Annotated in this window: 14 protein-coding genes; 5 read left to right on the forward strand and 9 right to left on the reverse strand. The window is 57.5% G+C overall.

Going from position 1 to position 14,568, the window contains the following annotated elements:
- Window position 1 precedes the first annotated feature (1 nt).
- Entirely contained in the window at window positions 2-1,024 is a 1,023-nt protein-coding gene (locus ACI2KB_RS09710; RefSeq protein ID WP_404633825.1) for a Glu/Leu/Phe/Val dehydrogenase dimerization domain-containing protein, read from the reverse strand.
- Between the two features lie 206 nt (window positions 1,025-1,230).
- Between ACI2KB_RS09710 and ACI2KB_RS09715 the strand changes: the two genes are divergently transcribed.
- Window positions 1,231-2,034: a SirB1 family protein gene (locus ACI2KB_RS09715; protein ID WP_404633827.1), complete on the forward strand. Its 804-nt coding sequence runs from the start codon at window positions 1,231-1,233 to the stop codon at window positions 2,032-2,034.
- Here the strand turns inward: ACI2KB_RS09715 and ACI2KB_RS09720 are convergent.
- Entirely contained in the window at window positions 2,031-5,450 is a 3,420-nt protein-coding gene (locus ACI2KB_RS09720) for a dermonecrotic toxin domain-containing protein (RefSeq protein WP_404633829.1), read from the reverse strand. The two genes, ACI2KB_RS09715 and ACI2KB_RS09720, sit on opposite strands and share 4 nt — an antisense overlap.
- A gap of 581 nt (window positions 5,451-6,031) precedes the next feature.
- Here ACI2KB_RS09720 and ACI2KB_RS09725 point away from each other — a divergent pair.
- The gene (locus tag ACI2KB_RS09725; RefSeq protein ID WP_404633831.1) at window positions 6,032-6,427 is read left to right on the forward strand and encodes a hypothetical protein; all 396 of its coding nucleotides are present in this window, start codon (window positions 6,032-6,034) and stop codon (window positions 6,425-6,427) included.
- 53 nt (window positions 6,428-6,480) lie between these two features.
- Here the strand turns inward: ACI2KB_RS09725 and ACI2KB_RS09730 are convergent, their stop codons facing one another.
- From ACI2KB_RS09730 to ACI2KB_RS09755, 6 genes are all read right to left on the reverse strand, one after another.
- Window positions 6,481-7,005: a hypothetical protein gene (locus tag ACI2KB_RS09730; RefSeq protein WP_404633833.1), complete on the reverse strand. Its 525-nt coding sequence runs from the start codon at window positions 7,003-7,005 to the stop codon at window positions 6,481-6,483.
- Between the two features lie 178 nt (window positions 7,006-7,183).
- Window positions 7,184-8,095 (reverse strand): SDR family oxidoreductase, encoded by a 912-nt coding sequence (locus ACI2KB_RS09735; RefSeq protein ID WP_404633835.1) that lies wholly within the window; start codon window positions 8,093-8,095, stop codon window positions 7,184-7,186.
- Between the two features lie 99 nt (window positions 8,096-8,194).
- Complete coding sequence (locus ACI2KB_RS09740) at window positions 8,195-9,169, reverse strand: alpha/beta fold hydrolase (RefSeq protein ID WP_404633837.1); 975 nt, start codon at window positions 9,167-9,169, stop codon at window positions 8,195-8,197.
- Complete coding sequence (locus ACI2KB_RS09745; protein WP_404634355.1) at window positions 9,169-9,930, reverse strand: class II aldolase/adducin family protein; 762 nt, start codon at window positions 9,928-9,930, stop codon at window positions 9,169-9,171. Before ACI2KB_RS09745 ends, ACI2KB_RS09740 begins: the two co-directional genes overlap by 1 nt.
- 177 nt (window positions 9,931-10,107) lie before the next feature.
- A complete protein-coding gene (locus ACI2KB_RS09750) occupies window positions 10,108-10,794 on the reverse strand; it encodes an LrgB family protein (protein ID WP_404633839.1) in 687 nt (228 codons plus the stop codon).
- Entirely contained in the window at window positions 10,791-11,180 is a 390-nt protein-coding gene (locus ACI2KB_RS09755; protein WP_404633841.1) for a CidA/LrgA family protein, read from the reverse strand. The genes ACI2KB_RS09750 and ACI2KB_RS09755 overlap by 4 nt, the downstream gene beginning before the upstream one ends.
- A gap of 152 nt (window positions 11,181-11,332) precedes the next feature.
- Between ACI2KB_RS09755 and ACI2KB_RS09760 the strand changes: the two genes are divergently transcribed.
- Entirely contained in the window at window positions 11,333-12,205 is an 873-nt protein-coding gene (locus ACI2KB_RS09760) for a LysR family transcriptional regulator (RefSeq protein WP_404633843.1), read from the forward strand.
- Between the two features lie 9 nt (window positions 12,206-12,214).
- Here ACI2KB_RS09760 and ACI2KB_RS09765 read toward each other — a convergent pair whose 3' ends face one another.
- A complete protein-coding gene (locus tag ACI2KB_RS09765; RefSeq protein ID WP_404633845.1) occupies window positions 12,215-12,670 on the reverse strand; it encodes a flavodoxin in 456 nt (151 codons plus the stop codon).
- A 247-nt stretch (window positions 12,671-12,917) separates the two neighbouring features.
- Here ACI2KB_RS09765 and ACI2KB_RS09770 point away from each other — a divergent pair, with 247 nt between their 5' ends.
- Both ACI2KB_RS09770 and ACI2KB_RS09775 read left to right on the forward strand, forming a co-directional pair.
- Window positions 12,918-13,523, forward strand: coding sequence for a hypothetical protein (locus tag ACI2KB_RS09770; protein ID WP_404633847.1), 606 nt, complete (start codon window positions 12,918-12,920; stop codon window positions 13,521-13,523).
- A gap of 186 nt (window positions 13,524-13,709) precedes the next feature.
- A complete protein-coding gene (locus ACI2KB_RS09775) occupies window positions 13,710-14,279 on the forward strand; it encodes an antibiotic biosynthesis monooxygenase (RefSeq protein WP_404633849.1) in 570 nt (189 codons plus the stop codon).
- Window positions 14,280-14,568 lie beyond the last annotated feature (289 nt).

The following is a 14,568-nucleotide window of genomic DNA, read 5'->3' on the forward strand; positions in this document are numbered from 1 at the left end:
CTCACTCAAGGTTCAACAGGCGTTCTGCCAATGCATCGGCTACCCGCGCGGGTGAGCGCTTCTCGGCCTGGGCATGGGCAAATACTTCAGTCAGCCGTGTTCCTATCTGGGACAGATGTGCGGTGATGGTGTTCTGGTTTTCTCCTCGATGCTGAAGCGCGACGTAGATCAGCCCGCCGGAATTGATGACGTAATCGGGTGCGTAGAGGATGCCTCGGGTTTCGAGCTGATCGGCGATGGCTGCGCAGCTCAATTGGTTGTTGGCGCCACCGGCCACGGCAGCGCAACGCAGTTTGGTCACGCTGTGACTGTTGAGCACGCCGCCCAGTCCGCAAGGCGCGAGGATGTCGCACGGGGTGCTGAGCAAGGCTTCGCTGGCGATGGGCTTGGCGCCCATTTGCTCCATGGCCAATTGCACCTTGCCACTGTCCAGGTCGGCGACCAGCAGTTCAGCGCCCGCAGCGTGCAGTTGCTCGGCCAGCGCCCAGCCCACATGGCCCAAGCCCTGAACCGCAACGCGCAACCCTTCCAGATTGTCGCTGCCCAGCCGCGCCATGGCCGTAGTACGAATGCCAGCGTAAAGGCCCATGGCGGTATAAGAAGAAGGATCACCCGATTCGGTGGTGCTGGTGACGTGTTGGGTGTATTGCGCAATACAGTCCATGTCTTCGCCGGACGTGCCACTGTCCATGGCCGCGATGTAGCGACCATCCAGCGTCTGGATGAAACGTCCAAAGGCTTCGAACAAGGCAGCGCGATCAGGCACATGGGCAGGCCGCAAAATGACTGCGGTCCCACCGCCCAGCGGCAAGCCTGCCAGAACAGCCTTGTAGCTCATGTTCCTCGCCAGTTGAATGGCATCCTCAACGGCGCTCTCTTCATTTGGATAGGAAAGGTAGCGAACCCCACCCAGAGCAGGGCCTTTCTGACTGCTGTGGATCGCGATCACGGCTTTTAGGCAGGTGTGTGAATCGACGATCAGATGCAACGATTGAACGCGCGCGCTTTGCATGAGAGCGAACATAGGTCGTGCTCCCGGTTTTTTGTATTGCGAGTATAGGCGCTGGCAAAAAAAACGACGGCTGCGCCGGACACATCTCGACAATAAATCGGCAGATTTCTGACAGAACATGTCCGCGAGCATTCGTCACTGGACGAACATCGTCGCCAGCGCTAAAACGAAACTTCCCAAGACACCGTTTCAGACGCCTGATCCTACTGGAGAAGTCGATGAATCCACGCCAACTCTGCCTTGACTGTCTGCACCACACCCCGCCTTTGACCTTCCAGGCGGCACTGTGGATTTCGGTCGAGCACGACGCTCAGGCCGACCTTCGGCACACCCACGATCTGATGGATCAACTTCAGCGTCGTCTCAGCGCAGCGCTGCCTTTACTGCCTGCCAACGAACTCGCCCAGCCTCTGCTACGGCAAATGGCGACGATCGGTTTCCAGCAAGATGATGTCGCCCAACCCAAACCTCAGGTGGCCTTGCTGCACAAGATCGTCGAGCGCCGCCGTGGCCAGCCTCTGGGCCTGGCGCTGGTGGCGCTGGAACTGGCGCGTCGGCTGGACATTCCGCTGGAAGGCGTGAATTTTCCGGGGCACTTTCTACTTCGTGTTCCCGGCGCCGATCACACACTTGACCCCTGTGACGGCCGCAGGCTCTACCCCAAGGATTGCCGCGAACTGTTACTTCGCCAGTTCGGCCCCGACATGCCGCTCAAGGCCGAACACATGCGTACCGCCACGCCTCAAGCCATGCTTCAGCGTTTATCGCGCAATTTGCGTCATTTGCATCAGATCAACGACGATCTCATCGCATCCTTGAAGGATGCCAACCGGGTTCTGGAACTGGGGCAAGCCAACACCAGCGATTACCTCGCCCGTGCCAGCCTGTATCAGACACTGGAATGCCCGCAGGCAGAGCGTTACGACCTTGAGCATGCGCTGCTGTTGAGTGATGACCCCGTGCAGCGCATCAGGTTGACCCAGCGCCTCGTGCAACTGCCCTCGGGGCGGGCGGTGCACTAGGCCGCAACCTGATACACCCGACTCAGCTCAAGTTTGCGCCATGCCCATAGCCCTGTGCTGAGGCCAATGCCCTTGAGTACCGTCTGGGAGCCATGGATAAACGCCCGAACGCCATCGGCACCGCTCACCATCCCCATCACACCAAAGATCAGCAATGGCAATGCTGTCGCCCGGTCTCCGGATGAATACGCCTCGTAAGCTTTTATCAAATTGACCGTACTGGTCAGCGCCGTCCAGCCAAAGCTTGCGCCAGGAAAAGGCAAGAGCAGTATTGTTCCGGTCCATCTGATGACATTCCACGCGAGCGAAAGATGTTTCTCGGCCGACGTTTCGATCCGCTCATCCACGTCCGCGATCATGCGTTCGAACATCTCGCCGTAAAGCTGCTCAGAGCTGGAGATCCGGTCCTCCATACGATTGACGATGGTCAAAAACGCCGGATCATGTTTACCACCTCGTTCGAAGTTTTCGATGAACGTCCCCACTCTGCGCTGTCCGGCGTATGCCACTCGCCCGTAGAAGTAGCTTTGCATCGGCGCGGAATTCAGGAGTGCGCCATAGTCGGTCAGGGGTCTGAAATGCACACCATCCGGTGCATTAGGGGTATAGAGCATGTTGTAGTCAGGATCGCTTGTAGAAAAATCACGGAAGATAAAAACGCCCTCGATGATCTGACCCGCTATTTTGAATGCCGACACTCCGGTGTTTTTGACAATCCCTACGCTTGGGGTGCGACGGCCAAATGCATGGATGGCCGCACGGAGCCAAGAGTACTGTCGGTCATGCAGGTCCCCCTCTAGATACTGCAACATGACGCCACGCGTCATCTCGTATTCGGAACGGGTGGCGATCAACGCTTTGCGGCGAACATAAATCGGGTTATTCCTCTTCAGAAAGTCATTGGTCAGATGGCTCATGTAACGGGCGCCCAAGTCAGCCTCTCGAATCTGTTTATCCAGAAACGGAATCAGCGTCTTGGGAAGTTGCGAGACATCAAGACCAGTAGAGGAATAAAGATGAATGCCAGGCCGGTAAGACAGAATGTCTTCGGCTCCGTGCATCATTAAATCGGTCAACGATTGCAACGGTGAATGCTCGCCAAAGTCAGGGCTGTCGAAATAGGGTTGGCCCAATCCCAGATAAAGCGTGTCCGGATCGACAGGACGTCGGTAGCCCTGACTGCGCAAGAACTCTTGAAGGCGTGCTGACGTCTGCTGATGGACATAATCCCTCAAGTTCATAAGGCCCGGACTAAGCCTTGCAAACTCTGTGTTAAGAGCTTCGATACGGGACTCGACCGTTGCCAGCCCCGACAGGGTGGAACGTAATGTTTCGGCGTCCATTTGCCACAACGCGATCTTCTCGCCCTTGACGAGCGCCACGACTTTCAACAGCACAAGTAGAGCAAGGTTGGCTTCGTACGTTTCATTGGGGCAACGCTCGAATACACAGCTATCAGGCCCCCACAGTGAAGGTTTGAGCTGAATGTTATTGAGGAGCGTATTAATGCTCTGCTGTGCAGGACTGGCCAGTTGGTCGTAAACGAACGATCGACCGGACTCGCTGGCCAGCCATCCACCCACGTGCAGGCTCAGTTGTCGCCACGAAGAGAACTCATAAAAATCCTGGCCATTCGGCGCGCCGGGCGCGTAGAGCACGAATTGCTCATCGAACTCAGTTTCTTCGCTGAAAACAATCAAGTCCCTGAAGCGCGTATTACCGTGTTTCAGGTGCAGGCTGCCAATGCTGTAACTGGCTCCTTCTTTGGCCTTGTCTGCACGGATGAACATCAGCAGTTCATGGCTACGGTCCTGAACCAGATGGCCCTGCATTCGCGCCGCCTGCGCACTCAGTTCAATGGCACTGTCGCGATGGTGGGCCATGACACGAAGGTTTTCTTCGTCCAGATAGCGATCTCGCAGTTGCTCCGCGTACCGCTGAGGCAGCTTGAGCACATCGAGCATTGTGGTGACAAAGTCATGGGACCAATCAACATGAACCCGCTCGGGCGAGACTGACATTTCCCCGGCGACAAGAGGCAGCCCTTTTACCGCAAAATGCAAAAGCGACCCGCTGTAATTCGCCTGCAAGGCGTCGCCGCCACCGACATGAATCGTGTCAGACAGCGTCAGTTGAATCGCGCCGGGGTCGATCTCACAACCCAGGTGTTCGCGGCAGTACCGCATCATCTCAGCGGCGGCGAACGCCTCGATCGACTCCAGCCCCTGAAGTGCGATCTGCACCCTTTCTTTACGTCGACGGTGCTCGCCCTCCAGTACATTCAAATGCTCCCGATCCTCGGGACTGGCGTATTTGCGCCAGTGCGGCTGGGCACGTTCACTCATATGATTCGCCAACGAACGAAAGCGTTGGCCCATGGCGTCGTCCAGGTGAGCACAGCGCCTCAGACGCTCAAGACACTCCAGAAACGAACCCGCATCCAGGACGGGTGACTCTCCCTCCAGAACAAAATGAAGGTCTTCCATTTGCCTGTGTTGCAGGGCTCGAACGTGATCGAGCACGACCGGCTCGCTCACGGGCTTGAACGTCCACATCTGCGGATCCAGGTTTTCGTGGGCGCTCATTGAATGCTGATCCGAAAGCCGCAACAGATTTGCCACGACATCTGCCGGATCGACGACCCGTCGGGTGAGGGCATCACGCAGCGCATCCAGCGAAGCGAAGCGCTCGATGCCAGCGCCCGGAATGAGTAGAAACACAACGCCTTCCGGGGCGTTGGTCGCCTCGGCAAACTGGCCGACGACATAAGCAGACGGCACAAGTATCGCTACGTCATCACTGATGTTCAGATGAACAGAAAAAACGCTAGCCGGAATCGAGTTATCCACAACCGCCAGCAAACGAGACTGCTCGGTTTCGGACAGTTCTCCTGAAAAACCGCGCAACGCGATTTCGTTCGTCAGAGCATCGAAGTGCTGCTGAAGCAGGGGTTGGAGAGCGCCAGGCCCACGCCAGAATTCGTCAAAATGGAGACGGATACGCTCCGGTAAATCCCGAGCGACATCACGGATGATTTCAACCAGCGACTGGCCCTCTTCGGCGGTCAGCTTTTGCGACGGATCCAAGGTGTTGTGTCGAAGAAAAGCCTGCGCATGGCTCAGATCCCGAACCGGTGTCGCACGACGCAAGAGGTCAATGAGCAAATCCGTCATCGACCGGGATAACAGAACCCCACGCTCATCCTGCCAGTTGAAAAAAATGGCATCAGGGTTGGAAACGATCAGTTGAGTCTGCTGACGGACCCGTGCACTCAGTTGCGCCGTGGCCATATCGCGTAACGCCAGGGTGCGGGCCAGTGTTTTCGAGCATCCGGCACAGGCTTCAGCGAGCGCTGCCAGGTGTTGCGTGATGCGGTCGGTGTCGGACGCAGACGGGCCGCCGGTTACAGTGTTCATAGGTGTAGCTCCAAGGGTAAGTCGCTGATCTCCCTCCCGGCATCCAGCCGTTCGGTCATGCAGACGAGCGATGAAATGAGCGCCTATGAAACATCGCCAGCTCGATCAATGTGCGGTAACTATTGCTGGATCGACCGCGGCTGATCCGACAGAGCGGGTAGGAATTCGGATATCAAGATGTCGGTCGGCCAGCAGCATTGTTGCCGTTCAAGTAAAACAGCATGTCGCAAACCGCTCTGTTTAGAAGTGCCCGAACAACTTACCATTGGCTCACTTCGCGGCCGCCCTCGCCGCGAGTTGGAAACCTGCTTTATGAGTTTGGCTTTTACCGGCTCCATACTTTTAGAAAGGGTTTCCCGGCGTAGATTTTCAAGCTCCTGGATCTGACGTCTTGTTTAGCCGCTGCCATTGCAGCGGCTTTTTTTTTGATATTTTAAAGAACCGTCAAATCTTCAGAAATCTCCCACGCCATTATTGGGAGCAGTCCGACCAAGGAATATGTTTAAACATCCGTCATCGAAACGGGATTGCGCATGCGGTCCAGTGGCGATACACAATTCAATGACGAATGGAGATTCACCATGAACAAGAAAAAATGGATGTTATTGCTGCTCGCTCTAGGCTTGACCCAAGATTTGCCCATCGTCGTGGCAGCGCCCTTCGCGCAGGGAATTCCTTGTCTTCGATTTACCAGCCAGATGGCACCTGGCGTGGCGCAGGCTGGGGAATACAAGGTTATTCACAGTTACCAGGTGAAATGCGGTACTTCGCTGCATAACCTTACCGTTCGCACGCAACGAGGAGCATTGCAGCCTGTCACTGTCGAGCGTGATCAGGGGGGAGGCTGGGCTGTCGTCGCGAAAGATGCTCACGATCCAACTGTAAATTGGGGAAGCGGAAGTTTCCGCGTTATTCTAGATAACAGAAAAGGTACAACGCCTATTGCTTATCGCGGACATTTCTCTTTGCCGCTTTAATACCATAAAAACGAGGGCCACGAACCGTGGCTCTCGCCTAAGCCGATAACACCCTACACACGAATAGTGATCAGTGATTTTTTTTGAGAGCGCTGAGCATGCTCAACGAGCGCCTCAGTGACAGACATGACGGTTTTAAGCTTGGTTAACGTATCTCTTGCATATTCCTTTCCCTCTGACACACGAGCCGTCAAAAAATCTAGCTGGCGCTGAAAATAGCTATACATATTGACTTTCTTATCAAGACTTATTTCGTTGCCTTGCGCATCGAAATCCACGTCAATACCGGAAAGCCAACCTGATGTAGCGTAATCAACGATCCCCATATCGGCGAGCGTATTACCAATTTCACGGAGCTGCCGATTCGTCGTATTCCTCGGATCAAACCCCGAAAGGTCCATGTCGAAACCCTTCAGTTTTTCGGCGTTGGAAATGCGGGTATCCGCCCAATACTGACGCACTTTCGTCTTGATGCTCTCTTCCTGCTCTGTGGCCCCCGACCGCGTCCTGAATCGGTCATCCGGCGCCACGGTATACGCACTCAACCGCTGACGAATTTCCACGAAATTCTGAATCATGATTGCCTCCTGATAAGAACGATTACTTTCGTCCTATCGGGAGGCGCTTCAGCGGCTTGACCCCGATAACGCTCCCTTTCGAAGAAACAGATTAGTCCTACAAAACCGCAAATAACCCTCCTACAAAAGTGGCCCGTTCAATCCCTGAACCGGGCACTCCGAGCAGACTGTCAGGCCATCACCCCGCAAACCTCTGCAAGTTCGCCATCATCTCTTTCAGCGCTTCGACGTTATCCGCCGGATGAACAGCATCGCTGAAATCACTGATCACGCCCCACTGCGCTGCGACGTCTTCAGGAGAGAAGCCCGCACGCGGGTCGAATCCGGCGCCCAGACTACGTTCCCAGCGCACTTTGCCTACCCAGCCGCCGCCCACTTCATACAAGCCCGAGGTGTCCTGGCATTGCTCGCTGCCCAGATACACCACCAGCGGACTGACAAGTTCGGGCTTGAGCAATTCGAATACGCTGGCCGGGATCAGCCCTTCGGTCATGCGGGTGCCGCCGGTGGGCGCGATGGCGTTGACCAGAATGTTGTTCTTGCGCCCTTCCAGCGCCAGTGTGCGGGTCAGGCCGTAGAGTCCCAGCTTGGCCATGCCGTAGTTGGACTGACCGAAGTTGCCATAGATGCCTGATGTGGATGACGTGAAGATCACTCGACCATAATTTTGCTCGCGCAGGTGTGGCCAGGCGGCACGGGTTACTTTGTAGGCCCCCTCGACATGGACTTTGTAAACCAGGTCCCAATCGGGATCTTCCATTTTGGCGAAGCTCTTGTCGCGCAGGATGCCCGCGTTGTTGACCACGACGTCCACCCGGCCAAATGCGTCCAGTGCGTTTTGTACGATCTTGTCCCCGTCAGTGACGGAATCGTGGTTCGCCACCGCTTCGCCGCCCCCTTCGCGGATTTCTGCGACCACACGGTCCGCCGCTGAAGCATTGGCACCTTCGCCGTGTGCCGAGCCGCCGAGATCGTTGACCACCACGCGCGCACCATGGCGGGCGAACAACAGGGCGTGAGCGCGCCCCAGGCCACCACCCGCGCCGGTCACGATCACCACTTTGTCGTCAAAACGTACGGATTCGCTCATGCCACTTTCCCCGATGATGATGCTCGCTCTAAGCCCTCTTCAGGGCCGGGAGCGGCTAAACAGTCACAGGAGTTTCAACCAGTCACTTGCGAGTCACAATCAACACGAAGCAGGCTGAATGGTGTTCGATAACACAAAGGGATGATTGAGCGGCTCATTACCGGGGACCACTCGCGGCGCAAGGACGGCCGGTCTGAAATCAGCGGCGGCGGCACGAAAGGCGGCGTACAGGCGCAACACCTGCTCAGGTGCTTCAGTTTGCGGGTAGTGACCGATGCCAGGGATGGAAACCACATCAGGGTGGGGGATCAGCTCCCGATATCGCTCAGCCATGTGCTCACCGGAAACCGGATCGGCGGCCCCGTTGATGAAGCGCATCGGCACGTGATTCTGCTGCATGGCCTGCACCCAACGCTCGCGATGCAGCCGCCGCTCAGGGACGTAGTGAATCAGGCGATGCAGAATTCGATGCCCTCGATGAGCCGCGATCAGGCTCCAGAAATCGTCCAGCTCGCTTTCACTGGGGCGCGTGTCAGGCCCGAAAATGCGGCTGAAGTCCCGATCCAGACAGCCACGGTCAAACAGACGACTGACCAACCAACCCGCCCGACCGAGCAACAATTTCTGCGCTTGTATCGCTCGATGCGCCTCGGGAAACAGACCGCCGTTGAGGAACGCACAACTGGCCATTTTGAACCGACCCTCGCCGTGCCGCGCCATCAATTCTTGCGCGACGCTGACGCCATAATCATGCGCCAGCACATGCACCGGCCTCGGAACGTTCAGGTGATCCAGCAACGCCTGCTGCAAATCCGCCTGTTCGATCAGGCTATACGGATGGCGCCGAGGCTTGGCCGAATCGCCAAACCCGAGCATGTCGCAGGCGATCACCCGGTATTGACGCGAGAGCGGTTGCCACAGGTAATTCCAGTCCCAACTGGCGGTGGGGAAGCCATGAATCAGCAACAGTGGCGCCCCGTGCCCCGCTACCCAGTACCGGATAGTGCGGCCACGAAACTGAAAATCGTGCCCGCGCGTGCGCCAGACGCAGAGGGGAATCTCGCCAGGCCTCATTACTGCGAATACCCAGGCGAGAACTGGTCGAGTTTGCGCAACAGCGCGGGCCACGCCAACTTGCCGCCCATGCCTTCGGCACTGCGCGTCACGCCCGCGATCATGGCTTTGGCGCCCGAAAGAATCTGCCCGTCGATGGGAATCAACTCAGCCCCGCCCCCTTGCGCGAGCACCTGGATTTCACAGGCGCGCTGGAAGGTGAACATCATCAAAAAAGTGTCGGCGATACTGCCGCCGCAGGTCAGCAATCCATGATTGTTGAGCATCAGAAAATTGCAGTTGCCCAGATCGGCTTGCAAACGGGCTTTTTCGTCGTGATTCAGTGCAACACCTTCATAGCCGTGATAGGCCAGACTCGCGAGCACGAACAGCGACTGCTGGCTGATGGGCAGAACACCCTGTTTCTGCGCCGACACCGCGACGCCCGCTGCGGTATGGGTGTGCATCACGCAGAGCACGTCGTGGCGCACTTCGTGAACCGCGCTGTGGATGGTGTAGCCCGCAGGGTTGATGTCATAAGGGCTGTCCATGAGCTTCTTGCCCGCCTGATCGACTTTGACCAGGCTGGATGCGGTGATCTCATGAAACATCATGCCGTAGGGGTTGATCAGAAAGTCTTCGGTGCCTGGCACCTTGGCCGAGATGTGAGTGAAGATCAGATCGTCCCACCCGTGCATGGCCACGAGTCGATAACACGCAGCCAGATCGACTCGCGCCTGCCATTCCTCAGCGCTGACCTGGCCCTTCACGGTGTGGTTGATGTGACTGACGGTTTCCGCGACTACGTGTGCGACTTTCACGATCGGCTTCCCTCGGCATTTATTCTGCTCTAATGGATCAGCAGTCTAGTCAGCCAAAACGGAAGCGGTACTTGCCTTGCCAGCCAGCTTAATGGCCCGGCGAGTCAGTTATTGACTGAACGCTCTGGAACGGGCATTTCAGAGCATCCACACCAATAGAGGCGCGGCAAAAAGATTGAGCAGGCCGGTCAGTACCATGACCAATCCGGCCACAGAACCTTCTTCGCCGCCCACTTCCCTCGCCCGGCTGACGCCCGCGCCATGAGCACCGACGCCAAACAGTGCACCACGGGCCAGTGCCGTGCGCAGCGGCAGCCATTTGAGCAATACGCCACCCAATGCGGCACCGAACACCCCGGTGCACATCACGAATACCGCTGTCAGCTCCGGGACGCCGCCCAAGTCATGGGCCAATGGCATCGCGAAAGGCGTGGTGATGGAGCGCGGCACCAGTGACATCACCACGGAAGTGTCCAACGCCAGCGCCTTCGACAAGCCAAACGAGCTGGCAATCGACGCCGTACTGCCCGCCAGCATGCCGATCAGCAGCGCAGGCCAGTGCCGCGCCAGCAAGGCACGCTGCTGCCAGATTGGAATGGCGAACGCCACCGTCACCGGCCCCAGAACCAGCATCAGCCAGTGGGTGTTGGTGGAATATTCGGCGTAGGCCGTGTGCATCGGGGCCGCGATGGCCAGTAGCACCGTTGGCACCAGAATCAGCGGTGACAACAAATAGCGTCCGGTTCGACGGTACAGCCAGCGGCTGCTGACGTAAGCGCCCACCGTGATCAGCAGCCAGAAGATCGGCATCGGCTCGAATTTCATGCCTGCTCCTGCGCCGAACGGTCTTTGAGACGGCACACCACTTCGACCGTCACCGCAGTCACCAGCATGACCATCAACGTGCTGCACCCGATGACCAGCATGATGCGCCAGCCTTCATGACGCACCAACGCGCCGTAATCCAGCAGGCTCATCAAAGGCGGAATGAAGAACAGCAGCATCTCGGCCAGCAGCAACCCTGCACCGGTTTGCAGCGAAGAGGGTTGTACAGCGCCTGTCGCAAAGATCGCCAGCAACAGCGCCAGGCCGATGACTCCGCCAGGAATCGGCCAGTTCAGCCACGACGCGATCTCGCAGCCGATCTGATAAATCGCCAACAGGACGACGAGTTCGACAACAAGGCGCGCGAGACGAGACAAACGTTTCATGATCTTTGGTCCTCTGAGACCTGCAGTCTAACGATGCGCATCCCATCCCAAAAACGAATTGTTAGACTTAAAGTAATTCCATTATGGAATTCATTCATTCACACTGCCGGAATCGCCCACCCTTCATTCGGACATCGCCAGGCATTCGAACAATGGAATTCAAACAATTGCGCAGCTTCATCGAAGTGGTACGTGAGGGCGGCTTCACGCAAGCGGCCAAGACGCTATACGTCAGCCAGTCAGCGGTGAGTAAACAAGTTGCCCAGTTGGAAGAAAGCCTGGGCGTGACCCTGCTGGACCGCCACGGCTCGCAGGTCTCGCTGACGGCAGCAGGCCGGGTCACGCTGCATCGCGCCGAGGAAATGCTGATGCTGCGCAATGGCCTGCTGCGCGAGCTGGATGACCTGAGCAATCTGGCGCGAGGGGAATTGCATCTTGGTTTGCCCATGTTGGGCAGCGATACCTTGTTCGCCAAAGCCTTCGCCGAATACCGTCGGCTGTATCCGAACGTCACCATTCATTTGATCGAAGGCGGCAGCCGCGCCATCGAACATGCCGTGATGACCGGTGAACTGGAATTGGGAGCAAGCCTGACGCCCAGCGATCCGGCCTTCGCGTCCCAACCTTTCTGCGACGAACCGCTGGACGCCTTGCTGCCCGCCGACCATCCACTGGCGCATTTAAAGGAGGTGGAACTCAGCCAACTGGCCGACACCCCTTTCCTTCTTTATCAACGCAGCTTCGTGCTCAATGACCGGTTGTTGCAGGCCTGCCAGCAAGTCGGATTTACCCCAAAAGAAGGTGGCCGCAGTGGGCAGGCGGATTTCCTTGCAGCACTGGTGGCAGCCGGTCAGGGCGTAGTGCTGCTGCCGCAAGTGGTGGCCCGGGCGCTGGTCAGGCCTGGCGTTGTGCATGTAACGCTCAAGGCCCCGGAGATCCTGCGCTGGGACATCGCCTTCATCTGGCGTGAAGGCGCGTATTTGTCCAAGGCCGCGCAGGCGTGGCTGGCATTGGTTCGTCGATAGCAGCCGTGATCAGGCGCCCAGCTTTTCGACGAACGCTGCCAGCCAAGGCTCGGCATCGGTCTCTGGCGTCACGGTTTCACTGGCGTCCAGACGCAGCATCTCCTGCACTTCGCGAATGCCCAACTCCATGAACAACTCGCGGAACTGCTCGCCACCGCCGCAGAACGTCTCGCCATAACTGGCGTCGCCCAACGCAATGACACCGCCTGGCAGGCCACGCCAGGCGGCGGGCAGGACGTCGCGAATCTGCGAGTACAGCGGTTGAACGTTATCGGGCAACTCGCCCAGCCCAGTGGTCGAGGTCACGACCAGAAAAGCCTCTGGCGCGAAGGCTTGCAGGTCAGCCAATGTCACGCGTGGATTGAACAGCACGTCGTGACCGGCGTCCTTGATGATCTGCTGGGCGTGTCGGGCAACTTCTTCGGCCGAGCCGTACACCGAGCCCGAAACAATGGCGACTTTCATAAGCAATCCTGTGGATAATTGAAATCGTGCGGCATTATGCCCCAGCGCGCGGGAATGTCTTAGAATGGCGCTCACCGTCGCGCCGCAGAAAGTAGTCGAATTGCACGCGAAACAGGCGCAAGCTCATGCTCAAGACTAGGGCAGGGTCAGGCGCCGAAGCTGTAACCATTTGCAACTGACGAACGGCAGCAACCAAACATTGAATTTAGTGTCTGCTCTTTCAATAACCGGTTAACAGAGCTTGACCATGCAGCGCGACAACCTTCTCACGCAGGATGAACTGGATTTCATCCAGAACATGCAGCACAACCCCAAGCTGAACCTGCGCGACAAATCCCGCAGCCTGGTGGTCAATGGCGGCGTGCAGATTCAGGATCTCCTGACGCGTCTGGCTGCCCATGAGCAAGTGACCCTTCAAGCCCAGTTCGACAATCAGCAGATGACCTTTCCGCTGCATCTGGTCGAAGACGAATTCCATGCCCTTCACCTGGAACTGGGTGCGCCGAGCATTTTCGAAGAAGGCCCGCGCATTCGCCCGTGGCGTCTGATCCTGCCAGAGCCCGTCGCGCTGGAGACTGAAAAAGGCGCACTCACTGCACTGTGGGTCCACGAGATTTCGTTCAAGGGCATCCTGCTGGAAATCCGCAAGCAGACCAAACCGCCGAAATATTTCTCCGCCTGGTTCACACCGAACGGTCTTGCGCCCATTGCGTTGCGTGGCACATTCGAACGCCTGACCGAACAAGGCTTGGCGGCCTATCGCCTGAGCCAGAACAGTAAGGAAGACACTGAGCGCCTGCGCCAGTACATCCTTCAGGAACACCGCAAGATCCATCCTTCGATGCATTTTTGAAGCGACGTTGAACTGCAAGCGTGGATCAACGCCGCGCATCTTGTCGCTCACAGCTTGTAGCCTGCCACCGCCGTCAGGAATAATATTTGCACGCTTTTCTGCGAAGCTGACGCAATGCCATCACCCCGGCGTTGCGCCATGTGATTTCCCTATCCGGGAATCTCACTCGTCTATCGGAGATACACAATGTCTACGTCCCCCGTCACGCTGATGGTTGCCCGTCGCGTCGCCCATGGCCGCTATCAGGAACTGATTGCCTGGCTGCATGAAGGCGAACAACTCGCTACCGATTTCCCCGGCTACCTGGGTTCAGGCGTGCTCGCGCCGCCGCCGGGAGACGATGAATTTCAGATCATTTTCCGCTTTGCCGATGAAGCCACCATGCACGCCTGGGAGCATTCTGCGTCCCGACGCTCCTGGTTGGTGCGCGGCAGCGGCCTGTTTGCCAAGAACTCCACGCATCGCGTACGCGGCATGGACGGTTGGTTTGGTGCCGTTGGTCAGCGTCCACCGCGCTGGAAGCAGGCGGTTGCTATCTGGCTGGCGTTTTTCCCAGTCTCGCTGATCTTCAACTATGTGTTGGGGCCGTTGCTCAGCCAGTTTGAGTTGCTGCCGCGAATCATGATCAGCACGTTGATCCTCACGCCGTTGATGGTGTTCTGGTTCATTCCGCTGTCGACGCATTTGTTGTCCGGGTGGTTGCACAGCAACACGCAACAGCCCGTCGCGCCTGCCGAGTCGGCGTCGACCCGCTGATACCTTACAGCTCCCACAGTTTCGGCGTAGAGCGAAGTATCTGGACTCGACACGGTCCTTGTGGGAGCCGCCTTGGTGGCGAAGGCGTTTGAATAGGCAACATAGAATTTCCAACAGAAGATTGCGCCACCTTGAGGAATTGCGTCGCCCCTCCGCAGTTGTACACCACTGACCATTGGGTTAAGTTGGCCCCAGACGTTCGTTCTCTGATGGCGCATTGACCACAACCGGCGCCCGCACTCTCAGAGCCGACACGCCCGTTTTCTCTTCCCTGAATACGCGTGAGCTG

Origin of the sequence: Pseudomonas sp. NPDC088444 (genome assembly GCF_044900175.1) — a bacterium.
Lineage (GTDB): Bacteria > Pseudomonadota > Gammaproteobacteria > Pseudomonadales > Pseudomonadaceae > Aquipseudomonas.